Genomic DNA, 26,570 nt, shown 5'->3' with positions numbered 1-26,570 from the left:
CTTACACAACAAGCCGTGTGTAGAACTCACAGCAAACTTTTTGGAATAAAATACCCTCTATGTCACACCTTAACTTGAGATCAAAGCGCACTTGGCTGGCTTTAATATTAATTGCCATCATCGCTACAACCTTAATATCTGCCTTCGCTTGGACCGCAGGTTGGATCGGAAAACGCCAAACCACCGAAAGTCTAGTAATGGAAGCCGTACAGCCATTCCCTGCGGGGTTTCGACGAGCCCATGGCAAAGGCATATGCTATGTCGGTAACTTCCGCCCTAATAAAGACATTATGTCACTTTCAACAGCACGGGTTTTCAGCCAACCGAATATACCGATTGTGGGTCGCTTCTCAATTGGAACAGGCGATCCACATGCAGTAGACAGCTCCACTAAAACCATAAGTATGGCTTTGTTACTTACCACAGACGACAAACAGCAATGGCGTATGGCGATGAACAACGTGCCTTACTTCCCAACCCACAACCCCGAAGGTTTCTTAGCAATGAGGCAAGCAACCGCCCCCAACCCAGAAACGGGCAAACCCGACCCCGAACGTGTTGCACGTTTTTTACAGGAATACCCAGAGGCCGAGAAGTTTCTCAAAATGACTGCAACAGCAGCCCCACCTGATAGCTTTGCAAACTCAACATTCCATAGCGTCAACGCCTTCTTGCTAGTCTCTGCTGATGGTCAAAAACAACCCATACGCTGGATGATGCGTCCCCATGAAGCACAGTTATCTTTAGCTGAAACTAAACAGCAACACACTACTGATAACTTCCTATTTGACGACCTACGCCATACCCTAGAAGAGCAACCACTGATGTGGGATTTGGTGCTACAACTCGCACAACCAAACGACCCTATCAATGATCCATCGCAACCATGGCCACAAGATCGCCAACAAATCATCGCTGGAACACTGCAAGTAACAAGTGTCGTCGATCAAGCTAAAGGCGCCTGTCGCGACATCAACTTCGATCCCTCAATTGTACCAGCAGGTATCGAAGTTTCTGACGACCCCATACTCAGCGCTCGTTCAGGTGCATACTCACACTCCTTCAATCGTCGGGAACGTGAGATTGGTTATGGTAAAGCCACTGATGCTGTTGGTAAACAGGAGGTCAAATGAAAACTCAAGAAAATACACCCATGACAACCAATACCCACTTCAACCTAACCGCACGCTGTCTGCACTGGTTAATGGCTGTAATGATTTTAGCAATGCTATTTATTGGGGTAGGTATGATGACCTCCCTACATTACCGACTATGGCTGATTAATCTACATCGGCCGCTAGGCATAGCCATCTTATTACTGGTAATCGTTCGCCTTATCAATCGCCTGCGCAATCCGCCACCCTCACTACCTGCCAATCTTCCACAGTGGCAAGTATTGGCCGCCAAGGGATCACATATTCTACTGTACGTCTTAATGCTTGCTCTTCCCCTGATTGGTTGGGCAATGCTGTCAGCCGCAGGCTATCCAATTGTACTCTTTAAAGGCTTTAATCTTCCTGCAATCGTACCCACTAGCCCTATATTATATGCATGGCTACGCGATGCACACAGCCTATTAGCTTGGCTACTGTTCGTGGTGGTAATAGGTCATCTTTCAGCAGCCTTGGTACATGCCTTAATCTATCGTGATGGTGTTTTTTCTAGCATGGCAAAAGGCAGCAAACATCATCAGTAACATTAATACAGCAGCTTGTTATTAAAACCATGCAAAAGGGCGACACTGAGTCGCCCTTAATAACCTATATACTTACAAACTATTAAAAGTGATTGTTAGCAACCACTTTCAAGCTACTTTTTACTTATTATTCACTGTAATTATTGATTACGATATAAGAAGCACCTATCGACTGTAAAACTATCCCAGCATCCTTTGTATAATAGGTATACTTAATCTCACCTCTTCTATTACCAAAAGAAAGCTGTGATTTAACTCTTAATACATCCTCTACCTTCTTACCATTAGGTAAAATCAGCGTTCCCTCACCCACAACTTCACCTACCACCTCAGTTTTTGCTTTTTCCCCAGAACCATTATTACAATTTAGAACGATACTGTATTTTTTTCCATAAAAAATAGGATATTGAGTATCCTCTACAACATCACAGTTACTAATACTTTCATTCTTTTTACCAGCAACCGTTACCTGTCCTAACAAAACACCGGGTGTTTTATAATAATAAATTTTAGCTATATCACCACTTGAATCATTAATAGAAATTAAACATTCCTTTGCTTGAGGAAAAGACTCCTTATAAGGTGTATCTTCACAATTCACTGCTTTAGTTGATACTTTTATAACCTTTGGGGCATCTAAATCTATATTAGAAAAATCCCAAACAACATCTTTGCCTGTTGCAAAAAGATTAAAGTTATATCTATTTTGTAAACCATAAAAATGGGTTGTAGTAAGGTTTAAATCACTTTTCTTAGTATCCTCTAAAGTAATTTGCAAAGCTGGCGCTACGTCTGCAACACTATATAACGACACAAAACTTAATAACATTAAACCAATAACTTTATTTTTCTTCATAAAATAATACATTCCCCAAGAATCTACTTCTGGTTACTTAATAATTAATCATATCATAAAAGCAAATAGCTATTTTGTTATTTGAAATATCTTCTAAATTAATTATTTTTTAATGCATTAAATGAATTTATTATATGGAATACCTTATTAATACTAGGTATCTTCTCAATAGCCTCACGTTTTGCTTGATCTATTTGCATATAATCTGGATAGAACTTAACTTCATCTATTGATAATGTTGAAGCAAGATAAATCGACTTATTAGAACTAGGATCATCATTAACAGAATAATCAGGCACATTAAAAGCTCTTGCCACATTAATTGCTAATAGATATTTATCTTCTAAATTGCCAACACATTTTTTATAATTTTTTGCAGAATGATAAGAAATAATAGCTTTTAATTCCTTCTCATTTAGCTGAATATCTTTAAAATCACTCACAGATAATATATTATTTTTAGACTGTTCTATACACTCGTTATATTTATCAAAATAATTTTTTTGAGCTTGTTCAAGATTGCTAGTTGCTATTTTAATTTGTTGTTTTTCTGCCTCTTCATCTGTTAAAAAATGATAAGCAAATGATTGGCTAGATAACAGTAAACACAACATAAAAATTAATTTTTTAAACATGAACTCAATCCTCCCCAAAACTCTGCCTCTACTCCAGTAGAATTTATTTCCAACAATGCTGCTTCTTTTGCAATAATATTCTTTACTACATTAGGCCAGTCTCCTGCCACCGTAGCTAATAACTCCCAATCTGCTGCTCCAATATTAAAACCTATTTGAAAAGTATTAGATGACTTTGTAAATATTGTGTGAATTGTTGATGATAGTAGCAATGCAGAGCCTAACTTATAAAGCTCTACTTGTTCTCTAATCCTCTCTAACGCTTGTTTACTTTGAGTTCCAAATTTTAAATTATATATTGGTTTACAAGTTGCTGTAGCCATATTTCATCCTTAAACATTAATAAAATAATTTTTTATCAATCATTTTTAACTACACTTGATTAGTCTGAGCATTAAACATCACATTATTATTTTTATAAAACCTAAATAACTTATGCTACCCCCATCTAAAACTCATCTAACAGTCACCAAAATAACCAACCTTAAAATAAACTGAATTTTTAGTTTTTTTAAAAACTACTGATTGACAACCCCCTCTCAACTCACAATAATGCGCCAACTTTTTTATAAACCTTTTTATTCATTGAGGTGGCGAAATGCCTGTAATTACAAATTTTTCTTAATGCCGACAGTGGCCTAACTCTATAAGAAACTTCCCTTTGCTTAACTCACTAAGCAATACCCGTTATACCCCTCTATAGAAACTCTTGCTGTTGTCGGTTTTCCTTAAATCCTTATGGGAGAATGACAATGGACATAAATATCCAAAACATACAACTGGTTAAATATCCGCGCACACCGCACCTACAAGGTTCACGCCTACAACAAGGTGATACCGAACAAGGCCAAGTACCCTACCAACAACTACTAGGGCAATATATTGTCGTAGAAGAGAAATTAGATGGTGGCAACTGTGCAATTAGCTTTTCGGAACAAGGTGAGCTACTACTACAGTCCCGTGGACACTACCTACTAGGTGGTGGTAGAGAAAGACAATTTAACCTACTTAAACAATGGGCGGTAGCACATGAAGATTGGTTATTCGATCGTTTAGAAAACCGCTATATACTCTATGGCGAATGGTTGCATAAAAAGCACTCCATCTTCTACGATCAACTCCCCCACTACTTTTGCGAGTTTGATATATGGGATAGACATAACCAATGCTTTTTATCTACAGCCAAACGCCATGCCCTACTAGCTGATGGGCCTGTTATTTCAGTACCTGTGCTCTATGCAGGTGAAGCACCGACTAAACAACAAAGTTTATTGAGTTTAGTGGAACATTCACTCGCCAAAACAGCCAACTGGAAACACTGTTTTGAACAGATTGTGCAACGGGAACAAATCGACTTAAACAAAGCATGGCAACAGTGTGACCAATCAGACCTAATGGAAGGGCTGTACCTAAAACTAGAAACAGCCGAACACACCATAGGTCGGTTTAAATGGGTAAGACGTGATTTTGTACAAAGCATACTGGATGCCAAACAACATCACTCAGAACAACCCTTTATACCTAACCAATTAGCAACAGGTGTTGACCTCTATGCACCCAAGCTAACTGTTGATTGGTCAACACTCCAAGCAAGGAGCAATAACTAATGGAATACCAAACATTAACCCAACTGATTGCTCATACCGAGCAATCAGGCGATTTAGCAGACTGGTTACAGGCTATTCCACAACTACAAGCACTAACCACCACACCGCAAGACCCTTATTATCATAGTGAAGGCGATGTATGGACTCATACCCAAATGGTGATTAATGCGCTACTGGAACAGCCTGAATATAGCAAGGCAACCACTGATGAACGCTTTGTGCTATTTATGACAGCACTACTGCACGATATCGCCAAGCCAGAAACCACCCAGATTGACCAAGCCACAGGCAAAATCAGTCAACCTGGGCATTCAAGGCGAGGCGCTACCAACAGCCGTCTTTTACTATGGCGGATGGCTGTTCCTTTCCAATTAAGGGAACAAATCTGTCGTATTATTAGCGTTCACCAACTGCCTTTCTATGCCCTAGCAGAGCAACGTGAGGATAGAGCGCCTGAATTTTTACTACATAAACTATCATGGGAACTGCCTGTATGGATGCTCTGTGCCATTGCTAAGGCGGATATACAAGGGCGTATTTGTAGCGATACACAACGGATACTAGATGAAGTAGAACTATTTAAAGAGCTGGCGCTAGAACAAAACTGCCTCTATCAGCCACGCTCCTTTGCAGATGACTACACCCGTATCCAATACTTTCGTGGCGCTAATGTACAACCTGATTACAGCCTTTACCCAACAGAAGGCTCACAAGTAATTATGATGGCAGGCTTACCCGCCAGCGGTAAAAACCATTGGGTAGCTAACCACTACCCCGAATTGCCTGTGGCTTCCTATGATGATGCACGAGAAAAACTAGGACTAAAATATGGACAAAATGAAGGCATGGCAGCGCACTATGTGCTAGACAATGTAAGAGCATGGTTAAGGGCAAAACAACCCTTTGTTTGGAATGCTACTCACCTCACCCGTGAGGTAAGGCAAAAAGCACTCGACCTGCTCTATGCCTATCATGCCAACGTACGTATTGTCTATTTAGAACACCCTGAAAAGGAACTCTACAAACGCAATAGCAAACGAGACACCAGTCTCACCAACAAAAAAATCCAAGGCATGTTCTACAAATGGGAAGTACCCCTCCCCACCGAAGCACAACAAGTGGATTACATTATAAACACTTAACAATAGCCACCCTTGATGGGTGGCTACTCTCACAAAAGCTAACTAAATTGCTTTGTGCTAATAAATCATTAGATCAATATTGACAATTAATTTATTTAAGATAGAGTCTCGTCACTTTATAATTAATAGAGAAGATTAAATAATGAAAAAATATTATGCACCTGCATTAATCGCCGTTTCTTTATTCTCAGCACAAGCTATGGCTGATATCTGTGATACCTATTTTGATAATATGGATGCTCATATAGAGCTTATCGATCGTACTCGTGGTGTAGAAGCACAATATAAAAATACCATAAGCCAACTTTATGCTGCTTCAAAAGCACAAATTAATAACATGCCTAAGGGTCAAAACCGTACCAATACTTGTACTAGAAATAACGCCCGTGTTAAAGATCAAATGGCTGCATGGCAAATGACTTACCAAGGTGATATTTCTTCTCGCTCTACCTCTACCTCTAAAAAAGGCTCTAAAGCGCAAAAAATTAATGACAGCATTAACCAAACAACAGAAACAGTAAACCAACTAGGTAAAATGTTTGGCCTTTAAACAACAAAAACCATCTTAACCAAGATGGTTTTTTTATAGTTAAGCTGTCTATTAATTTAATACTGTTGTACTTTCAACAACTGGAACAATATCACCAAAACCGGCTAAAGCAAATAAATGTACATGCTGTGCTTCTGCTGTACAACAATCTGCTAAGATACTCACCTTATACTGCTTAGCAAATTCTGAAATAGCGGATAACCCCACACAATTAAAGGTCTGCATACCACAAAATAACAACTCTGTAGCACCTAACTTATCCACCACCTCATTTAAATTGGTTGCTCTAAATGAATCTGCTCTGGTTTTAGTCACAATCGTAGCATCTGGCGCTGCTTTTAATAACTCAGGGTGAATTTCTACCCCATAACTACCCTTAATAAATAAATCAGCACCGCTATTATCTGGCGATACATGCTGTACAAGAATAATTGGAATATTAGTCTGCTTCGCTTTTTTTACAACCTTCAAAATACTCTGTAATGCCCCATTAGCATTCCATAAAGGAACCACTCCACCTGGAAAATAATCATTTTGAACATCAATAATAATCAGTGCCTTATTGCTAGTCATAACCTTTCACCTCTTTACTTATAAAATTTCATTATTTTGCTGCTATAAAAGATAACAATACTTACTTTCTTGCTCTTTTGGTTTATTCTAGCTATAAATATCAATCCCACAAGAATGCACTTTTTTGTAATATAGTACCCAAAAGGATACTAAAGAATGTCAAAAAACCTTAAAAAATCAAATAATAACAACATACTGCCAATGGACCACACACCATTAGCCGCTACTATTAATTTAATAGGTGGCAAATATAAATCACTGATCCTTTGGAAATTGACTAATGGCCTGTTACGTTTTTCAGAATTAAGAAGAGAAATCCCCTGCGCCACTCCTAAAATGCTTACTCAACAACTACGTGAGCTGGAAGCAGATGGACTACTACAAAGAAAAGTCTACCCAGTAGTTCCGCCCAAAGTGGAATATTCACTAACCCCCCTAGGAAAAACTATTGTGCCAGTACTTAACACGATGTATACATGGGGAGACAACTATTTGAGCAAACAAGGCATCACCATCCCTAGCCATTAAGTAATTATCAAACAACCTTTATTAATAAGCAGATAATTAACTTAATAAAACAATAATAAGTCACCTTATAAAGTGACTTAATATTCACTTTTTATCTTGCCATAGCCAGAATAAATCATCCAAGTAACTCGCTAAATTGACTGCTCCATTTCAACAATAAGGAGCAATAATGGACTATCAATTTAAAAACCTAGTATTTGAAGGCGGCGGTGTCTTAGGCACTGCTTATCTAGGTGCAGCACAAGTTCTGGATGAAAAAGGCATTCTAAAAAATATCGAACGTGTGGGCGGTACCTCAGCAGGTGCGATCTATGCAGTTGTTACAGGATTAAATTATTCACTGGCAGAAACCACCGAAATCCTTTGGAAAATGGATTTCAATAAATTTATGGATAGCTCTTTTGGCATAATACGTAACACCAATAGGTTACTGAATGAGTTTGGTTGGTATAAAGGTGACTATTTTTTAACTTGGATAAAAAATATTATCAAACAAAAAACAGGTAGCGCAGAAACTACCTTTGCCCAATTAGAACAGCTTAAACAACAACATGGTTTTCGCTCCATTTACTTAATTGGCTCTAATCTATCCACTGGTTTTAGTGAAGTATTTTCCGCAGAAACCACCCCCAATATGACGATTGCCGAGGCGGTTAGAATCTCCATGTCTATCCCCTTATTCTTTGCCTCTCGCAAAGTAAACAATGACACCTATGTCGATGGTGGCACACAGCTTAATTATGCTATTAAATTATTTGATCGTAAAAAATACCTTACGACTAATAACTTTATCGAAACTGAATACTATCAATCGTTAAATACTAGTGCAGAAGGTAATTACCAAGTTGATTATGTATACAACAAAGAAACCTTAGGTTTTAAACTTTCCTCACGAGAGAACATCGACATCTTCTGGCATAAGAAACCGCCTGCCCATACCAAGATTAATGATATTTTCGATTATCTCAAACAACTGGTTGGTGCAGTGATGAATGTACAAGCCGATGTTCATTTACATAGCGATGATTGGGCAAGAAGTATCTATATCGATACACTTGGTGTTTCTGCTATTAATTTTGATTTAACCGATAACAATAAACAACAACTAGTGGAATCAGGTAAACAAGGAACCCTAACTTACTTTAACTGGTTTGATAATAAATAAAGCTTCTAACTAAAGCTCATTAAAAAAGCCTCTTATTAGAGGCTTTTTTATTATCAATTTTGCTTCTTCAAAATAGGACTATATTCTATAGGTACCCATGTATAACCTTTATCATTAGCTCTAACATGTCCTAAACCTGGGAAAGGTAAATGTGCACCCGCTACCCATAATTTATTTTTAGCCGCATAAGCCAATATCTTTTTACGGCTAGTAATAGCTTGCTCACTGTTAGAGTCATACTCTATGGCCACTTCTGGTCTAGTAAATTGCACTGCATGGCTATGAACAATATCCCCCCAAATTAATAAACTATTTCCTTTCGAGGTGACTAAATAAGACATATGTCCTGGAGTATGCCCAGGTGAGGCCATTAACTGTACCTCATTAACGGGTAATCTATCAGTAAAGGTTTTAAATTTATTAGCCGCTTGATAAGGAGCAACAGCTTGTTGTGCCATTTTAAATACAGCTTTAGCCTCTTCTGGCGCTTGTTCTTCTGATTTTTTACTTAACCAATAACCTGCTTCCGCCTGCGTCACATAAAGGGTTGCATTAGGAAAAATTCTTTTACCCTCTTTAGTAATACCACAAGCATGGTCAGGATGAAGATGCGTCAACAACACCGTATCCACTTGCTCTAATGTATAACCTGCTGCTTTTAAATTATTTTCGATCTGACCTGCGGTATCACCAAAACAACTAGCCGCACCCGCATCAATCAAAATTAAATGCTTATTGGTATGAACTAAAAAAGCATTAATTGATGTTTGTACACCATTAGTATCGCTAACAAACATTTCTTGTAAAAGCTTATTCACATCTTTAGCAGTAATACCTTTTAACAGCTTACTCTCAATCTGTACAAAACCATCATACAAAGCGGTTATCTCATAATCCCCTAACATCATTCGATAATAACCTGCCACCTGTGTTTGTTGTTGTACAGGTAACTTCTCATCAGCCAAAATATTGCCAGCAGAAAAAACTAAAGCTACACCCAATATACTTCTAATGAGCATATTTACTAGTGGCTTTTTCAAAGTAATCATTAAATAACATCCTTATACTTTTTTAGAAACAATGAACATCCTGATTGCTTAACAAAAATTTGTCAAGCAATGCTATATGGAATTAATAATCATTTAATACTAAGGCATAACCGCTTATTCTGTAGGTTGTTTATCTACGGTTAAATCAAGATTGCCTTTTTCATAGGCTTCTATATCTTGCTCTGTTAAACATTGATAAGTATAAGCCACCACATAACGTTTACAACTATTCTCTGTTCCTTCACCACACTTAATATCATAATCTGATTTTAAAGATGCTGATTTATAACCCCAGCGTTGGCATTGAATAAGAACCTCCCCTAGTGCATGCTCATGATTCACTATAGGTATAATGTCAGACTCATAATCAAACCCCATAAACACTTGGCCTTTCGCTTTATCAGTACCGACCACACTGAGGTCTTTATAAACAGTGGTTGTTACACAAGCAGTAAGTCCCCCTAACAATGTTATTACTAATAGCTGCTTTATCAACCTTCTTCTCCTTAATCACTTACTGTTTATCAATGTAACCGTACTTATACAATTTTAGACGAGGCGAATGACTGAAGACAGTACAACTAGTACGGCAAAGTCATTCAACGACGTATAAAAATGTAGCGCAATAGCTATATCTATTAACGTCTCGGTACACCTGTCCGAATATTACCTGATATGCCGCCTGTTGTATTCGCCCTAGGTAATGGTTTAGCAATACTACTAGCTGTTCCACTAGATGCCTGCCTTACATTACCACCATAAGCTTTACCCTGCGTATCGTAAACCTTACCTGTTGGTAATTTATCATAAACACTACCATCACTACCATAGATTCGACCGCTAGGTTTTTTTTCATAAGTAACTCTAGGCTTTTCTAAAGGCTCTGCCCAACTATGAACAGTTACTAATAATAACGCACATAACCATAACTTATTCATCATTTACTCCAATAGTTTTCACCTAATTTTATATTAGACCATAGCTTTGCAAGATCGTTTTAAATCCATTACTATAATTACTTAAACTCATTATATCTAAAAATTATATAGGTATAATTTGAAAACAAAAAATTACTCATTATAATGATATAAATTGCAGTTAAATATCCACATATCAGAGAGAGGATTATATTTTGATTGCAGCAGCCAACCTCCCCAACTATAAGCTAGTTAGTACACTTCTAGTATTACCTATACTCATTATTGCTATTATTTTATGGCAATACCCACACACCATTCATCACGTTGTAAAAAATTCATCTGTGAAAACAATGCTATCTGTCAATGTAAAGTATGAAGGCATTATGAAAACCTCAACCACAGACCAGCATCTACAAACGCTGAAAGCTGTTGTTAATAGTAAGAACCTCAACGAACTTGCTACTTACTGTGCACTATTTCTTAGCTTTTCTATTTTATTAATAGCTGGCACTGGTTTACTTCTTGACCACAGCATACAAAATCGAAAACAAATGAAATCGAATAAACAGCTTTATCGAAACCTTTATTTAGCAAAATTATTTTTTCCTATCATTCTAATATTGCTATCAAGTTCATCAATACTTTTACTGGCCTGTTTACTAATGATTATTTTAGTAAAATACGTCAGTAGCATTTTTGCACTCACTACCTTTGCTATCATGATAATCATCACCATTTCTTTATCATGGAAAATCTTTAAAAGCTGTACAGAAAAATCAGATGAAGAAACCCTTAATCTGATAGGCATTAATTTAACTAAAGCAGAAGCCCCTGAGCTATGGCAGTTTGTGCAATCAATCGCCGATAAAGGGCAACTACGCATGCCAGACTATATTGTTATAGGCATGAATCATTGCTTCTTTGTCACTGAATCACCTATCAGTTTTTGGAATGGTAATAGTCTTTCAGGAGGCGCTACGCTCTACTTATCTATCCCCTATATGCACTACATGAGTGAGTCAGATGTAGCAGCCATTATTGGTCACGAACTAGCGCACTTTACCTATAATGACATTCAATATACTCATCACTTCTTTACGATTTCTAAACGTTTAATAAGAAATACTACAGCCATTAATTTACAACCATTGGCTCAAAATACCAGCGCATGGGATTGGCTGTATAGCATTCTTACCTACCCTACGTTAGTATTTGCCGAACACTTTCTAGATAGCTATCATGAAACCGTTCAACAATGGAAACGTTGTCGAGAAGCCAATGCAGATAAGATTGGATCCAAAGCCTCTTCTACTAAACAAATGGCACAAGCAATGTTACGGGTAGCCATAATAACCCCTGCCATTGAATATATTATTGAAGAGTTTTGGTTTGCTGGCGGCAAAAAAGAAAGTGTTCTGAATAGTATTCAACAACTGATTAACCGTCATGGCTTGCCTGATCCATTAATGTTATTACAAAGTATCCAAAGCCACCCTTTGGATAACCACCCTACATTACAAAGACGCTTAGAACTATTAAATATAAAATTAACTGACCCCATGTTAGAAGAGGCTAGTAATAATCAACATAGTGATTTACTTAAACAACTTAAACTTATTTAATCATTAATTTTTATAGTATTAGGAGACAGATCACATTCTTAACCTTTTTTCATAGACATTACTTTTATCCATCGTAATAGCTATATGAGACTGTGAGGCACACATGCGAAACGACAAAAAAAACCATATTATTAAACAGCTAGAAGCAAATTATAAACAAGCTGCAGCGGAATATATTGACCAAGAAATGGAAATACTTTCCTCTTTGGCAGGTAAGAACTATCGCACAATTACTATCCGTGAAGGAGGTATAACCAATCTAATACTGATGATTTTTGGTATCATTGCATTAACTACCTTTATCGTTCATGCCCTACTATCTGCACAATATATACTGACTGTTATTTTAATCATTATTACTGCACTGATTATTTGGCAGAGTATCCAAACCTATCGTAGAATTGGTCAACCGTTGTTAACCCTGAATGAACAAGGTATCAAACTACCCATATTTGATGAAATTATTGATTGGGAAGATATCGATCACTTCTATATCTCACTGGCTCAAAAATTAATTTTTAATTTCCGAATTAAACCAGACCTTAAATTAGACATCAGCCAACACAGTGTAGTAAAAATAAACTACTACCCCGAAAAAAACCATATTCAAGCTATTATGCTAGATTTTAAAAGTAAGAAATACACCGACTACTACCGAAATCTACTGATGGGCTATTGGGATTCGGGCATGGCAAGAGCACGTCTAAAAGAACTCATAGAGTAACTCTTTTATTAAGAGTTACTCACCAACGCCAAACTCACCACACAGATTTTGTGAGAAATAATAAGCTACCTCACTAGCACTTAAGCCTAAGCCCAACAAACGGCTTAACTTAGCTAATGCGGCCTCACGGGGCATGCAACCGCCACTAATGACCCCAATCTCTTGGAATGTATTAGCAGCCTCATAATAAGAAAAATCGACACTACCCTCTGGACACTGGCTAATAGCCACCACCACTACGCCCTGTGCAATTAACTGCTGAATACAAGCAATAAAGGCTTCATCATCATTAGGCCCTGTGCCACTGCCATAGCATTCAATCACCAAGCCATGTAAAAACAACCCCATTAACCCCTGTAACTGATAAGCAGTCAATCCTGGAAACAAAGGCAAAATATTAACCGTTGGCAAACTTCCTACAAAAGGATAAGTTAACTCCTCAGGTAATCTAGTCACTAACGGCTTAGGCTGCAATGCAGGCAAAGAGACAAAAGGACTCCGTCCAACACTACGCCATTTACGGCAACGCGTGCCAGATAATAACTCACCATGAAAGAATACCTGTACACCCTTTACCTGACCTTGACTTAAGGCCGCCATTGAGCCACAAATATTCTCTTTAGCATCACTGCCCTCTACAGCCGCAGGCTCCATTGCCCCTGTCATCAACACAGGTACATCAAAACCTAATAACTGAAAAGACAATGCAGCAGCACTATAGGCTAAGGTATCCGTACCCTGTAAAATCAATACACTATCACAACCATGACAACTGACAGCATCAGTAACAAAACCTACTAAATTCTGCCAATAACTTGGTGACATATTAGCACTATCAATCAAAGGCTCTACCTCTTGGTATTGCCATTGATTATTACCAATTTCAGGATAATCTTTTAAATAGTCCTGCAAATAACGTTCAAAGCCAGCACTGGCAACCAACCCCTTATCACTAGGCATCATGCCAATAGTACCACCAGTATATAAAATCATTGTTTTTTGATAAGGAAATGCTGCCATCTTTAAGCCTCTAATTATTATTAAATGTTAAATCCACTTTGCTAATACCAAGCTATAGCTGTTGCTATACAATTTTAGACAAGGCGAATGACTGAAGACAGTACAACTGTACAGCAAAGTCATTCAACTATGTATAAAAATGTAGAATAATAGCTCTATTACTTATCGGCTGATTGCATCACATAAATAGCACTATCAGCCAATAACTCTTTAGTACGCTCACCGTAAGCTTGCATATGTGGTGTAGCTAAATGAGCTTCTAATGCCGCCATACTTTCCCACTGCTCAACAAAGGCAAAACTATCTTCACCCAATGTTTTTTGGAAAGATCCTGCATTTTTCACATCTTCCACTAACCGATACTCATGACAACCCTGTTCTGCTTTCACTGTTGCTAAATTAGCACGTGCAATCTCTAACACCTGTTGTTTTTTACCTGCTTTTGCTGTCATTACTGCAAATACACTAATCATTATTCTATCCTCGTCTTAGAGCCTATCTCATTAGGCTCTTAATCTAACTCATAAGGCCATAGCCCACGTATAGCTGCCACACCCTGCGCACCTGCTTGCTGAGCAGTTGGCACATCTTGCCCTGTTAAACCACCTAACACATAAACAGGGCGATCAAAACCAGCTATTAACTGTTTGGCACGCTCCCAACCTAAAGGTTCCGCATCGGGATGAGTAGCTGTTTTTTGAACAGGTGAAAGGGTTACAAAGTCCACTCCTAGCTGTTTAGCCAAAGCCAACTCTTCTTCATTATGACAAGACGCTGCTAACCATCGATTAGTGGGCAAAGGTCGGCCTTTATCGGCCAACTTACGTAATTGCTCAGCCGTTACATGCCAACCTGCACTCGGGAAATCCCCTAACCACTCAAAGGCACCTTTTACCAATAACTCTGCACGCCCTGCACATACTCCCACTGCATCAATCGCCAAATCACGATAATCAGGATCAAAAAAATGGGGCGCGCGTAAACAAATCAGTTTTATGCCCTCATCTAAAGCAATACGAATACCCTCAATAATCTCTGCACGATCTAAATTCTCAGGGGTAATCAAATAACGATTAGATAAACGGGCAGCCGTAATAATAGCTTTATTGGCTTCTGGAAACTCATACTGCAATAAATTTTTAGGCTGTACCCAAGTAATCTCTTGCCCTTCTGCTCCTTCAGCCTCACCCTCAAAAGCAGTTACTTCCCAAATATCTAAATGGACGCCATACTCTGGGTACTGGTGGCTGGTCTGAAACACAGGGTTCAGTTTAGTCACCTCAATCGCCAACTCTTCCTTTAGCTCACGCTTAAGCGCTTGCTCAGGCGTTTCCCCGGCCTCAATCTTGCCACCAGGAAACTCCCATAAGCCACCTTGATGCTTATGCTTAGCACGACGTGCTAATAACACTCGACCATTTTGACGAATAATAGCAGCTACTACCTGAATTTGCTTCACAGTCACTCCTACAACCTTACAAATAAAATCCTAAGGCGTTAAACACAATAAATGCTAAGACAATTGAAAAAATATTAGCCAACCATGATAAGCCAGAATGAATAGCTACTTTTTTTGCCCATAGGTGACACACTATCAAAAACATAACCGTTATTAAAAAAGCACCTAACACCGCTTCAATCGCCCTATCTACTTTAGCCCCACCACTAGGATCACGCATACCATGAATGGGAACATCATGTATATAATAAAGCGTTAACCAAAATAATAAGGGATAAAACAGTAAAATACTTAAAAATAATATTAACTGCTTCACTTTTACTGGCATCTATCTTCCTTACAGCAAACTTTATACAATCTATCTATAAAACTAAGAACGATATTCTGCATTAATCTTCACATACTCATGGGATAAATCTGTTGTCCAAATAGTCTCTTGGCAACTACCACGATTTAATTCAATACGAATAGTAATCTCAGCTTGTTGCATAGCTTTTGCACCTTGCTCTTCGGTATAACTAGCAGCACGCCCACCAGCCTCAACAATCTGCACATCACCTAAAAATACATTGACTTTACTTACATCAAGGTTGGCTACACCAGAATAACCCACTGCGGCTACAATACGTCCCCAGTTAGGATCTGAAGCAAATAACGCTGTCTTAACCAAAGGCGAATGAGCCACTGCATAAGCCACATCTAAACATTCTTGATGAGTATCGCCACCATTTACCTTAACCGTTACAAACTTAGTAGCCCCCTCACCATCGCGTACAATCGCTTGTGCTAACTCCATAGCTACAGAGAATAAGGCTATTTTTAACTTATCGTAATAATCACCACTGGCTTGGGTAATTTCAGCTAACTCTGTTTCACCTGTAGCAATTAATACACAGCTATCATTAGTAGAGGTATCACCATCAATGGTAATGCGATTAAAGGATTTATTGGTAGCATCTTCTAATAAAGTCTGTAATACAGGTTTAGCCACTTTCGCATCGGTAGCAATATAACCCAACATAGTACCCATATTAGGACAAATCATCCCTGCCCCTTTACTAATACCTGTTACCGTAATAGTTTTACCCTCATGCTGAAAACGAACACTCGCTCCTTTGGGCGTTGTATCCGTAGTCATAATACCTTCAGCTGCATTTAACCAATTATCTTCTTTTAAATCAGCCATCGCTTGTGGGATAACTGCCATAATTTTTTCTATGGGTAAAGGCTCACCAATTACCCCCGTAGAAAAAGGTAAAATAGCCTCAACAGCTACACCTGTAGCATTAGCTACCGCTTCACAGACCACAGTAGCAGATTGTAAACCCTGTTGCCCTGTGCCTGCATTAGCATTGCCTGTATTAGTGATAAAATATTGTATTGCTTGGCCAGTAGCTAAATGTTTTTTAGATAAAATAACAGGCGCTGCACAAAACGCATTGCGGGTAAATACCCCCACAACCTGTGCTTGCTCACTACAACGCATCAGCACTACATCTTTACGGCCAGCCTTTTTAATACCCGCAGAGGCAATACCTAACGCAAAGCCTTTAACAGGATTTAATACTGAAGGGATTTCCAAACCTACTGCCATTTTAATACTCCTCTAAGCCTAAAACAAACACACCACAAAAAATGTGGTGTGTTTGGTAAATAATAGTTACTGCGTTATTAAAATTTATTCAATACGCCCACAACATTGCTTATATTTTTTACCCGAACCACAAGGACAAGGATCATTACGCCCAACCTTAGCACCTGTACGGCGTACTGGTTGCTGTGGCTGCGCTGGCGCTAATTCTTCAACAGCCTGTTGCTCTGGATCTTCATTCAATGATGAAGCAGCCTCGTCGTGTTGAAATACCATACTTTGTGCAATACGCTCAGCTTCTTGGTGAAGACGTGCTTCTTCCTCTTCTGCTGTGCGGTGGTTTACTTGAGCATTCGCTAATAAACTCACTGTATTGTATTTAATAGTATTCAATAAACGTTCAAATAACTCAAAAGACTCACGCTTATATTCTTGCTTCGGATTCTTTTGTGCATAACCACGTAAATGAATACCTTGACGCAAGTGATCCATACGAGTTAAATGATCTTTCCAAAGCTCATCGATTTCTCTTAACAACACGTATTTTTCAAAGCCACGAATATTCTCATCGCCTGCTTCGTCTTCTACCGCCGCATATTTCTCAACAACGGCTTGCTCAATACGCTCTCTTAAAGTTTCTTCGTAAAGCTTATCGTCTTCATCTAACCACTGTTGAATAGGTAAATCCTGTCCAAAATCAGTACGTAATACCTGCTCTAAACCTGCAATATCCCACTGCTCAGGTAATGACATAGGAGGAATATGTTCATTAATAGTAGCGGTTAACACCTCATTGCGGAATTCTTTAATGATATGGCTGATATCATTAGACTCTAAAATAGTGTCACGCATATGATAGATAACTTTACGTTGTTCATTAGCCACATCATCATATTCAAGCAACTGCTTACGAATATCGAAGTTACGACCTTCTACCTTACGTTGTGCTTTCTCAATCGCATTCGTTACCATACGATGCTCAATGGCTTCGCCTTCTTTCATACCAAGCACTTGCATAATGCTACGCATACGATCGGAAGCGAAAATACGCATCAAATTATCTTCTAATGATAAATAGAAACGGCTTGCACCAGGGTCACCTTGACGACCAGAACGACCACGTAACTGATTATCAATACGACGTGATTCATGACGCTCAGTACCAATCACAAATAAACCACCTGCTTCTAACACCGTTTGATGATCTTCACGCCATTGATCTTCTAATGCTTTTAACTGCTCAGCAGTTGGTTCTTCTAACTTAGCTGCTTCTGCTTCCCAGTTACCACCTAATAGAATATCTGTACCACGACCCGCCATATTGGTGGCAATAGTCACAGCACCTGGACGACCTGCCTGAGCAATAATATCCGCTTCCTTATCATGGAACTTAGCATTTAACACATTATGTTTAATGCCTGCTTTTTCCAATACAGTTGATAATAATTCAGAGGTATCAATAGAAGCCGTACCCACTAAGACAGGTTGCTTACGCTCTTGCGCAGCTTTAATTTCCTGAATAATCGCCTCATACTTTTCCTTTTGCGTCATATACACCAAGTCATTAGCATCTTTACGGGCTAACGCGCGATTGGTAGGAATAACCACCACATCAAGGTTATAAATTTGACGGAATTCGAAAGCTTCAGTATCTGCTGTACCCGTCATGCCCGATAACTTATCATAAAGACGGAAAAAGTTTTGGAAGGTAATAGAAGCCAAGGTTTGGCTTTCTGGCTGAATAGGTACATGCTCTTTTGCTTCAATAGCTTGGTGTAAGCCTTCTGATAAGCGACGTCCTTTCATTGGACGGCCAGTGTGCTCATCAATTAACAACACCTCATTATCTTGAATAATATACTCAACATTACGGTGATATAACACATGGGCTCTTAATGCTGAAAGCACATGGCTAAATAATGTCGCATTATTAGCAGAATACAGGCTATCACCCTCTGCTAACAAACCATTTTCCATTAATAAATCTTCAACATATTGATGGCCAGCTTCTGTTAACTCAGCCGTACGTGACTTCTCATCAACCGTGTAATGGCCTTCTTTTTTGATTTCTTTAGCAGAGCCTTCACCCTCTTCAATCTGTTGTGAAAGTCTTGGAATTAACTTATCTAACTGAATATAAAGCTCAGAACTGTCTTCAGCTTGGCCTGAAATAATTAAAGGTGTTCTTGCCTCATCGATTAAAATAGAGTCAACCTCATCCACCACAGCAAAGTTAAGTACTTGTTGGAACTTATCTTCTTGGCGGAAAGCCATATTATCTCTTAAATAATCGAAACCAAATTCGTTATTGGTACCATAGGTAATATCTGCTTTATAAGCCGCACGCTTTTCTTCTGGGTCTTGGAAAGGAACGATAACACCCACGCTCATCCCTAAAAACTCATATAACGGTCTCATCCAATTAGCATCACGTTTTGCCAAGTAATCGTTTACCGTTACCACATGCACGCCTTTACCAGACAATGCATTTAAATAAACAGCCAAGGTACACATCAAAGTTTTACCTTCACCTGTACGCATCTCAGCAATCTTACCTTCATGCAACGTCATAGCACCGATTAACTGCACATCAAAGTGACGCATGCCCATCACCCGTTTACTAGCTTCACGGGCTACTGCAAAGGCCTCAGGCAATAATTTATTTAAACTCTCACCCTTTGCTATACGCTCTCTAAATTCTACTGTTTTGGCACGTAGTTGATCATCATGCAAAGCAACCATGCTCTCTTCAAAGGCATTAACAGCCTTGACCATTTTAGACATGCGTTTAACTTCGCGATCGTTTTTGCTTCCAAAAAGCTTATTCAGTAAAGGACCAAGCATATTAACAGAATCTTCCTCAAATATTTCGTGGCAGGGTTAAACCCAACATACCCTGAGCAATTACATGCAATTGCTATTATCAATTAAATCATCTAAATTCAGTTATTATAAAATAACTTTGTAGCTAATAGTGAAATAAAAGCAATTATTTTACTCTGAATTGAAGATTAAGATACAGAATCTAGATATTTTCTATGACAAATTGTTCACTAACTCTCATTTCAACAGAAAACAACCTTATAAAAACAAACCAATAACTGTATACAAAATGTTTATATTTTTATCTTATTGCTGGCTAGTCTATTAGTATCGCTATTCGCTATACTACGCGCCTTATTATTGGCTACTACAGCTTAGGGAATATCATCTATGAAAAAAGTTGAAATCATCTTAGAAAATTTAATGTATTCAACACGCTGGATACTTGCTCCAATATGTTTTGGGCTATCTTTAGCACTACTTGCCCTAACTATTAAATTTTACCAAGAACTTTTTCATATCTTACCCGCTATTTTCAGCTTACCTGAATCAGAACTTATCCTAAAACTACTATCATTAATTGATATGGTACTGGTAGGCGGCCTATTAGTAATGGTTATGTTTGCCAGCTACGAAAACTTTGTTTCACAAATGAATATCCATAGTCATCGGGAAAAACTAGATTGGCTGGGCAAAATGGACTCTGGTTCCTTAAAAACCAAAGTATCCGTATCTATTGTAGCTATCTCCTCCATCCACCTACTCAGAATGTTTATGGATGCTCAAAAAATAGATAACGACAAACTAATGTGGTACGTTATTCTCCACCTAACTTTCGTTGTCTCAGCCTTAGTTGTAACCTATATGGACAATATGGGCAAAAAAAGTAAAGCAAAAATAAAACAAATTGCCAGTCTACAAGATACTGACTTATAGGCAACACATGACCAAGTACATTACGGGTTGATGATAGAAGCAAGGGAAGATTCCCTCTATGAACTGAATCTCAAAAGTTGGGCAGTTTTAATACAAATAGATGAAGCTCTAATTTAGAGCTTCATCTATATTTTTCTCACAGCTTTGGCTTATTGTCGTTTGCCTTCTCTCTTTCAAGTTGCTGTTTACGTTCATTCTCTGCATTTATACTCTTGTTATTCAATTCATCAAACATACGCTTTGTATCGATGATACGAACAGAAAATGCTGATACCATGCCATCTTTAGAGTCTTGGTAAACTGAGGTTTCGATCTCTAAACCACATTTAGGAGGGAACACAGTTGGTACTTGCATACCAGTACCCGGTACTTGATTAAATGAAGTGCCCGTTGGCCCTATCCCTCTATAACATGGAGAACCTATAACTGAGCCTTGAAAAAGTGTTCCCTGACGATCGAAGTACCACCGTGGCCCACCAGTACCAGAAATTTCGCTATAATTACCATACTTTTCCTTCAATGAAGACATAAGTGTATCAGGATTAATGCGAGCTCCTTTCTCAAGCGCCTGTGCTCTTCCTACAAACCATACAATACCAGAATCATTGTGAATCACGAGCATCTGATCAATCACTCGACCATCTTTTTTTGCAATCGCATTGATGCCAACAGTATTCCCACCAGGTCGCGTAATATCATTTAACTGATAGTCTGAATTTGCTTTTGTAATCAAACTTTTTTGAGCTGAGAACGATTCACCAATTTTTATCCCTGCAACATCTTGCGCAACAATATCCTTACTTGCTAAGGCAAATAAACCAATAGCGATGAGCTTAATGGTAGTTTTCATGCTTTCTTTCCCTTTATACGTTATAATTAAAACATAACATAATACAATAACTTATTATCTTAATTTTTGATATTTCGCAAAATTGAACCGTTTTTTCATTCATTAAACCTTCCAGACTATCCTATCGATAAATACGTAACCAAGGATGCACAGTTATTCTGCTCATATTAAAGTGTTTAGCTAATTTTCTTCTGCCCACCTTGATTAGATAAACAATACTGAATGACTTCTAGCCTTAATTCTAATGAATAACGATTTTTACCCATAAAAATACCCCAAAAGGTAGATTTAGGTATCCAACTTTCGGGGTCCAATTCACTATCATTTAAAAACAGGTTTAATTAACTTTACTTAACCAGCCACATCCATCTTAGCCAGCACAACCTTACCATTCACTTTCTCAAAATAATATATATAAGACGGCTCAGTATATGGAAAATCCTTGATATTAGTTGGTGTTAACACATTTAAAATGATCTTAAAATCATCCTCATTTTCCAAAATAAAATAGCACTCAAACCTACCCTCTTTATAAGTAACCAACCTATTAATATTGCCAGATAATTCTTTACTATCAATAAGATATTTTAAATACTTGATAAAATAACTATAGGATTGTTGATTAGGAAACAAAGAACTTACTCCATGCTTTTTTATTCTTTTTAGCATTTCACCTTTACTGATAAATCCTTTCTCTTTTAAGTCAATAAAAACTCCATTGTCTTTAAGAATATCTTTACCTTGTAAAAACCCTTGTCTCAGCGTAATAATATCCTTCTGAGTGAACTCATCCTTACTCTCTTCTTGAGCACTTACAACACCTACAAATAACAAACACATTATTAAGTAAGTAAAAAAATTAATACATCTTTTCATAGTTTTTTATACAGCTCAGCAATTAATACGTTTGACAATCATCTACCACATTTACAAAAATATTAATGGATATTTGTAAATCAGCCCCCTCAATAAATAGTATAGCCTCAATTTTATCTAAAGAAATAGGATAAGATTAATAAGCGTATCCATAAACGAGCAATATTTATTTAGAATAATTTTTAAATTCAAAAATAGATTTTCTTATAACATTTGTATCTTCTGTATTTACAGTAAAATAATAAATTAATTGATAAAATACCTATATACAAAGCCAATCCTAATTCAAATAAACTAATTGGATAATATGGATATAAGGTCACTATAGACTTCTGCTAGAACTTGTTTGGTTCTTAGGCATTCTATTTCTATCTTGGTAAGGCGGTCTGCTCTTTTCTTGTCAGTATATCTACTGGGGTAGTCATAGCTTTCTAGTGAAGGTTCTGTGGCTTCATTAGCTTTTTTACTTTGGGTTCCTGCACATCTATGCTGAAATGTGTGCTGTTAGCTGGGTCAAACATAAATACTCCATTATATTTCCTAATCCCTAGGTACTACTCAACCCTAAAGTAAATCATTTACACAAATAATGCTTCTTGAATACTAGTACGACTTTTGCTGGTCTGCAAGTTAATTTTATTGGAATACGATGACAATTATCACTTATTTAGATTAATTATAGGTTAATGAGATTGTACAACAGGATAATAATAGAGTGAATGACCTACGGCTTCTTCACCTGGATCAATAATTTCAAATGAAATATAAATAGGGGTTTGTGGAGGCATTTTATTTTTCTTTAATGCTTCATGGGACAAATATTCATCAGGTAAAAAACGACGACTTGCCACTATTTGTCCATTCAAGTCAGTAAAACGTAACTCAATCACAGGGAAAGGCTGGAAAACAGTTAAATCATTACGAATAATTGCATCAACATTCAGTACCCCATCATGTTGTGGATTACTTCTTACCAACAGCTGACTCGTAATAATTTTCTTTACATCTACCAAATCTGGTACATCACACCACAGATAACTACATACCTGTTCAGCCCAAGCCCTATTAGCTTCTGTTCTAGCCATTTCAGGGGCAGCATAACGTAAATACTGCCCTAACAATACTAACACTGCCAATATAGATAACAATGACCATAAAACACTATGCTTATTTACTATTTTGGATCTGCTGTGACTGGGAATTGAAAAATCTATATCAGATACTTTTTTAAGACGATTACCATAGATATCTTTTGGTGCACCATCATCTATCGTTATATGCTGTACTTCATCAAATTCTGATGAATCTTCTTCATCAAGTTCTAATGCCTGCTGAAAACTATTCTCTTCTGCTAATGAGGTATTAAAATTCGCTAATACATTGGTAATATCTTTACTTTGTTTAGCAATTAGCTCTGCTTCATCTAATTGCAACAACTGATCAAAATCTATCTTATTTAGTGCTACAACAATATCAGCATCAATATGAGTTTTGTTATTAACCACCTCATCAGCAATAAATAAGCTTTGTTGTGACTCTCTCTTTTCATTAGAAAAATCTGGTTTACTATCAATAACTTTAGGCTCATCAACAGACTTAAAATTTACCGAAAAACTAGATAATGTATCAACTATGTTATTCCAATAATCTTCCGTACGACCTGTTTTAGCTTGCTCTGTTTTCTCTGGTTGGGATGCTTCTTGCTGATGACTAATAGAGGATTGTTCAGTAGTTGGAGTATCTTCTACCTCCTCTTTAGCAGGAGCAGGTTTTAATGTTTGATAAACAATATAATCATTGCCATTAAAGACATGTTTACAGAATCCACAACGCAATGCTCCCCCTGCCGCCGCGAGTAAATCATCGGTGACGAAAAAACGTACCTTACAGCTAGGGCATTCAATAATATACTTATCAGTCATTGCATATCAGTTCTGGTTACAAGCCCGCCATTTTAGCGACTTATTCATTAAAAAGAAATGCTGTTACCACAACACGTTAAGAAAAATTAGTGTTAACGTACAGATACAGGTAAAATACGGCTCTTTTCTTTTAGGTAGCATTAGGTAGCAACATCCATGACCACACTTTCAGTCAATCAAAACAAACTACAAAAACGCCTGCGTCGCTTAGTAGGTGAAGCAGTGGCTGACTATAATATGATCGAAGATGGCGACAAAATCATGGTTTGCTTATCTGGTGGTAAAGACAGCTATACCCTACTTGATATTTTGTTATACCTACAAAAAGTAGCCCCCATCCAATTTAGCCTTGTTGCTGTTAATTTAGACCAAAAGCAACCTGGTTTTCCAGAGCACGTATTACCAGCCTATCTAAGCTCAATAGGAGTTGACTATCATATTATTGAAAAAGACACCTACTCTATTGTTAAAGAAAAAATTCCCGAAGGCAAAACTACTTGCTCGCTCTGCTCACGTTTAAGACGTGGCGCCCTATACACCTATGCCGATGAAATTGGTGCCAACAAAATAGCCCTTGGTCATCATCGCGACGATATTGTAGAAACCTTTTTCCTCAACCTATTCTATGGTGGTACCTTAAAAGCAATGCCACCTAAACTATTGGCTGATGATAAACGCAATATTGTAATCAGACCCTTAGCCTACTGCATGGAAAAAGATATTGAAAACTACGCCACCCTTAAAGAATTCCCTATTATCCCTTGTAATCTTTGTGGCTCTCAGGATAACCTACAACGCCAAGTGGTTAAAGAAATGCTTAATAAATGGGAAAAAGACCATCCAGGCCGTGTCGAAATCATGTTTCGTGCATTAAAAAATGTTGTGCCTTCGCAACTAGCAGATACAAAACTATTTAACTTTACTGACCTTAAAATCGACGAGCAAGCTACCCCTCGATTTATTGACTTAATGCAGCTCTAATTAATAGTAAAAGGCTTAGTTTCTTCAGGCTGGCATAACTGATTTAAAGCAACCACCCAAGAAGGTGTATCGTTTAAACAAGGAATCAACTCAAAACTGCTTCCGCCAGCTGCTAAAAACTGTTCACGACCACGAATACCAATTTCTTCTAAAGTCTCCAAACAATCAGCCACAAATGCAGGTGACATAACTAATAAACGCTTTACACCCTTAGCCGCCAACTCATCTAAATGCATATCCGTATAAGGTTCAATCCACTTAGTACGGCCTAACCGAGATTGGAAAGAAACTGACCACTTATCACTAGGTAATCCTACTTGCTCAGCAAACAACTCAGCTGTTTTTAAACATTGCGTACGATAACAAACGTCAATATATTTTTGATCTATCTGGCTGCTATGAGTTGCCTGTAAATTATGTTTATCATCTTTAACCAATTTATAAATATGGCGCTCAGGAATACCATGAAAGCTAAACAGCAAATGATCAAAATCTTGCTTCATTACTTCCTGTGCACTACTCACCAAAGCATTAAGATAACGAAGCTGATTATAAAAAGGCTCTAATAACTTAAATTTAAAAGATAAACCATGCAACTTCACCACCCTTTTTACTTCTTCTAAGGCAGTTGTTACCGTACTCTCCGCAAATTGTGGATAAAGTGGTGCTAATGTTACTTGCTCAACACCTTGCTTTTTTAATCCCAACAATACTGATTCAATACTAGGCTCACCATAACGCATTGCTAATGCTACTGGCCCGTGCTGCCAATGCAGCTCCATCATCTTCTGTAAGCGTTTACTCAACACCACTAATGGTGAACCTTCATTCCACCAAATACTTTGATAAGCATGAGCAGAAGCCTCTGGACGCTTAATTAAAATCATTGCCACCAACAACCTACGAATTGGCCAAGGCAAATCAATCACATAAGGATCCATTAAAAACTGTTTTAAATAAGGCTTTACATCCTCTGCTTTTGGAGACTTTGGTGAACCTAAATTCATTAACAACAATGCGTGATTTGACATAAAATTCCTCAAAA

General features: G+C 37.7%; 28 protein-coding genes. 11 read left to right on the top strand and 17 right to left on the bottom strand.

Annotation, left to right across the window (positions count from 1 at the left end; genetic code table 11):
* Positions 1-59 precede the first annotated feature (59 nt).
* Both MTZ49_RS09100 and MTZ49_RS09095 read left to right on the top strand, forming a co-directional pair.
* Positions 60-1,133, top strand: coding sequence for a catalase family peroxidase (locus MTZ49_RS09100; protein WP_319804727.1), 1,074 nt, complete (start codon positions 60-62; stop codon positions 1,131-1,133).
* The gene (locus tag MTZ49_RS09095; RefSeq protein ID WP_264745237.1) at positions 1,130-1,696 is read left to right on the top strand and encodes a cytochrome b; all 567 of its coding nucleotides are present in this window, start codon (positions 1,130-1,132) and stop codon (positions 1,694-1,696) included. Before MTZ49_RS09100 ends, MTZ49_RS09095 begins: the two co-directional genes overlap by 4 nt.
* A 127-nt stretch (positions 1,697-1,823) precedes the next feature.
* On the opposite strand, the gene MTZ49_RS09090 is transcribed toward MTZ49_RS09095, so the two are convergent.
* From MTZ49_RS09090 to MTZ49_RS09080, 3 genes are all read right to left on the bottom strand, one after another.
* Positions 1,824-2,552, bottom strand: coding sequence for a hypothetical protein (locus MTZ49_RS09090; protein WP_264745236.1), 729 nt, complete (start codon positions 2,550-2,552; stop codon positions 1,824-1,826).
* 98 nt (positions 2,553-2,650) lie between these two features.
* Positions 2,651-3,187, bottom strand: a complete 537-nt coding sequence (locus MTZ49_RS09085; protein ID WP_264745235.1) for a hypothetical protein — start codon at positions 3,185-3,187, stop codon at positions 2,651-2,653.
* Positions 3,172-3,510 carry a hypothetical protein gene (locus MTZ49_RS09080; protein WP_264745234.1) on the bottom strand — a complete coding sequence of 113 codons (339 nt, stop codon included), beginning with the start codon at positions 3,508-3,510 and terminating at the stop codon, positions 3,172-3,174. Before MTZ49_RS09080 ends, MTZ49_RS09085 begins: the two co-directional genes overlap by 16 nt.
* Positions 3,511-3,939: 429 nt before the next feature.
* Here MTZ49_RS09080 and MTZ49_RS09075 point away from each other — a divergent pair, with 429 nt between their 5' ends.
* From MTZ49_RS09075 to MTZ49_RS09065, 3 genes are all read left to right on the top strand, one after another.
* Positions 3,940-4,794 (top strand): RNA ligase family protein, encoded by an 855-nt coding sequence (locus MTZ49_RS09075; RefSeq protein WP_264745233.1) that lies wholly within the window; start codon positions 3,940-3,942, stop codon positions 4,792-4,794.
* Positions 4,794-5,936 (top strand): AAA family ATPase, encoded by a 1,143-nt coding sequence (locus MTZ49_RS09070; protein WP_264745232.1) that lies wholly within the window; start codon positions 4,794-4,796, stop codon positions 5,934-5,936. The genes MTZ49_RS09075 and MTZ49_RS09070 overlap by 1 nt, the downstream gene beginning before the upstream one ends.
* Before the next feature lie 142 nt (positions 5,937-6,078).
* Complete coding sequence (locus MTZ49_RS09065; RefSeq protein WP_264745231.1) at positions 6,079-6,486, top strand: DUF5339 family protein; 408 nt, start codon at positions 6,079-6,081, stop codon at positions 6,484-6,486.
* A gap of 51 nt (positions 6,487-6,537) precedes the next feature.
* Here the strand turns inward: MTZ49_RS09065 and MTZ49_RS09060 are convergent, their stop codons facing one another.
* Positions 6,538-7,059, bottom strand: coding sequence for an isochorismatase family protein (locus MTZ49_RS09060; RefSeq protein ID WP_264745230.1), 522 nt, complete (start codon positions 7,057-7,059; stop codon positions 6,538-6,540).
* Positions 7,060-7,215: 156 nt separating this feature from the next.
* Between MTZ49_RS09060 and MTZ49_RS09055 the strand changes: the two genes are divergently transcribed.
* Both MTZ49_RS09055 and MTZ49_RS09050 read left to right on the top strand, forming a co-directional pair.
* Positions 7,216-7,587 (top strand): winged helix-turn-helix transcriptional regulator, encoded by a 372-nt coding sequence (locus MTZ49_RS09055; RefSeq protein WP_413774141.1) that lies wholly within the window; start codon positions 7,216-7,218, stop codon positions 7,585-7,587.
* 169 nt (positions 7,588-7,756) lie between these two features.
* Positions 7,757-8,752, top strand: a complete 996-nt coding sequence (locus MTZ49_RS09050; RefSeq protein ID WP_264745229.1) for a patatin-like phospholipase family protein — start codon at positions 7,757-7,759, stop codon at positions 8,750-8,752.
* A 53-nt stretch (positions 8,753-8,805) separates the two neighbouring features.
* Here MTZ49_RS09050 and MTZ49_RS09045 read toward each other — a convergent pair whose 3' ends face one another.
* The 3 genes from MTZ49_RS09045 to MTZ49_RS09035 form a co-directional block, all read right to left on the bottom strand.
* The gene (locus MTZ49_RS09045; RefSeq protein WP_264745228.1) at positions 8,806-9,801 is read right to left on the bottom strand and encodes an MBL fold metallo-hydrolase; all 996 of its coding nucleotides are present in this window, start codon (positions 9,799-9,801) and stop codon (positions 8,806-8,808) included.
* Between the two features lie 114 nt (positions 9,802-9,915).
* A complete protein-coding gene (gene yecR, locus MTZ49_RS09040; RefSeq protein ID WP_264745227.1) occupies positions 9,916-10,296 on the bottom strand; it encodes a YecR-like lipofamily protein in 381 nt (126 codons plus the stop codon).
* 143 nt (positions 10,297-10,439) lie between these two features.
* Positions 10,440-10,742 carry a hypothetical protein gene (locus MTZ49_RS09035; protein ID WP_264745226.1) on the bottom strand — a complete coding sequence of 101 codons (303 nt, stop codon included), beginning with the start codon at positions 10,740-10,742 and terminating at the stop codon, positions 10,440-10,442.
* Positions 10,743-10,933: 191 nt separating this feature from the next.
* On the opposite strand from MTZ49_RS09035, the gene MTZ49_RS09030 reads away from it, so the two are divergent.
* Positions 10,934-12,343: a M48 family metallopeptidase gene (locus MTZ49_RS09030; protein WP_264745225.1), complete on the top strand. Its 1,410-nt coding sequence runs from the start codon at positions 10,934-10,936 to the stop codon at positions 12,341-12,343.
* Positions 12,344-12,446: 103 nt separating this feature from the next.
* Positions 12,447-13,067, top strand: coding sequence for a hypothetical protein (locus tag MTZ49_RS09025; RefSeq protein ID WP_264745224.1), 621 nt, complete (start codon positions 12,447-12,449; stop codon positions 13,065-13,067).
* Positions 13,068-13,082: 15 nt separating this feature from the next.
* Here the strand turns inward: MTZ49_RS09025 and MTZ49_RS09020 are convergent, their stop codons facing one another.
* The 6 genes from MTZ49_RS09020 to secA all read right to left on the bottom strand — a co-directional run bounded on the left by MTZ49_RS09020 (position 13,083) and on the right by secA (position 19,981).
* Entirely contained in the window at positions 13,083-14,087 is a 1,005-nt protein-coding gene (locus MTZ49_RS09020; RefSeq protein WP_264745223.1) for an asparaginase, read from the bottom strand.
* A 158-nt stretch (positions 14,088-14,245) separates the two neighbouring features.
* The gene (locus tag MTZ49_RS09015; protein ID WP_264745222.1) at positions 14,246-14,560 is read right to left on the bottom strand and encodes a putative quinol monooxygenase; all 315 of its coding nucleotides are present in this window, start codon (positions 14,558-14,560) and stop codon (positions 14,246-14,248) included.
* A gap of 38 nt (positions 14,561-14,598) precedes the next feature.
* Positions 14,599-15,546 carry a Nudix family hydrolase gene (locus MTZ49_RS09010; RefSeq protein WP_264745221.1) on the bottom strand — a complete coding sequence of 316 codons (948 nt, stop codon included), beginning with the start codon at positions 15,544-15,546 and terminating at the stop codon, positions 14,599-14,601.
* Between the two features lie 16 nt (positions 15,547-15,562).
* Positions 15,563-15,874, bottom strand: a complete 312-nt coding sequence (locus MTZ49_RS09005) for a hypothetical protein (RefSeq protein ID WP_264745220.1) — start codon at positions 15,872-15,874, stop codon at positions 15,563-15,565.
* A gap of 42 nt (positions 15,875-15,916) precedes the next feature.
* A complete protein-coding gene (gene argJ / locus MTZ49_RS09000) occupies positions 15,917-17,140 on the bottom strand; it encodes a bifunctional glutamate N-acetyltransferase/amino-acid acetyltransferase ArgJ (RefSeq protein WP_264745219.1) in 1,224 nt (407 codons plus the stop codon).
* 84 nt (positions 17,141-17,224) lie between these two features.
* On the bottom strand, positions 17,225-19,981 hold the full coding sequence (gene secA / locus MTZ49_RS08995) for a preprotein translocase subunit SecA (RefSeq protein WP_264745218.1): 2,757 nt from the start codon (positions 19,979-19,981) through the stop codon (positions 17,225-17,227).
* A gap of 369 nt (positions 19,982-20,350) precedes the next feature.
* On the opposite strand from secA, the gene MTZ49_RS08990 reads away from it, so the two are divergent.
* Positions 20,351-20,896, top strand: coding sequence for a TIGR00645 family protein (locus tag MTZ49_RS08990; protein WP_264745217.1), 546 nt, complete (start codon positions 20,351-20,353; stop codon positions 20,894-20,896).
* Between the two features lie 136 nt (positions 20,897-21,032).
* On the opposite strand, the gene MTZ49_RS08985 is transcribed toward MTZ49_RS08990, so the two are convergent.
* The 3 genes from MTZ49_RS08985 to MTZ49_RS08975 all read right to left on the bottom strand — a co-directional run bounded on the left by MTZ49_RS08985 (position 21,033) and on the right by MTZ49_RS08975 (position 24,544).
* A complete protein-coding gene (locus MTZ49_RS08985; protein WP_264745216.1) occupies positions 21,033-21,746 on the bottom strand; it encodes a hypothetical protein in 714 nt (237 codons plus the stop codon).
* A 351-nt stretch (positions 21,747-22,097) separates the two neighbouring features.
* Complete coding sequence (locus MTZ49_RS08980; RefSeq protein ID WP_264745215.1) at positions 22,098-22,622, bottom strand: hypothetical protein; 525 nt, start codon at positions 22,620-22,622, stop codon at positions 22,098-22,100.
* Positions 22,623-23,305: 683 nt separating this feature from the next.
* The gene (locus MTZ49_RS08975; protein ID WP_264745214.1) at positions 23,306-24,544 is read right to left on the bottom strand and encodes a DUF3426 domain-containing protein; all 1,239 of its coding nucleotides are present in this window, start codon (positions 24,542-24,544) and stop codon (positions 23,306-23,308) included.
* 156 nt (positions 24,545-24,700) lie between these two features.
* Between MTZ49_RS08975 and ttcA the strand changes: the two genes are divergently transcribed.
* Complete coding sequence (gene ttcA / locus MTZ49_RS08970; protein ID WP_264745213.1) at positions 24,701-25,525, top strand: tRNA 2-thiocytidine(32) synthetase TtcA; 825 nt, start codon at positions 24,701-24,703, stop codon at positions 25,523-25,525.
* Here the strand turns inward: ttcA and hemH are convergent.
* Positions 25,522-26,556 carry a ferrochelatase gene (hemH, locus tag MTZ49_RS08965; RefSeq protein WP_264745212.1) on the bottom strand — a complete coding sequence of 345 codons (1,035 nt, stop codon included), beginning with the start codon at positions 26,554-26,556 and terminating at the stop codon, positions 25,522-25,524. The two genes, ttcA and hemH, sit on opposite strands and share 4 nt — an antisense overlap.
* Positions 26,557-26,570 lie beyond the last annotated feature (14 nt).

It is taken from the genome of Entomomonas sp. E2T0, assembly GCF_025985425.1.
Taxonomy (GTDB): domain Bacteria; phylum Pseudomonadota; class Gammaproteobacteria; order Pseudomonadales; family Pseudomonadaceae; genus Entomomonas.
This window is presented reverse-complemented; position numbering and strand designations above follow the sequence as displayed.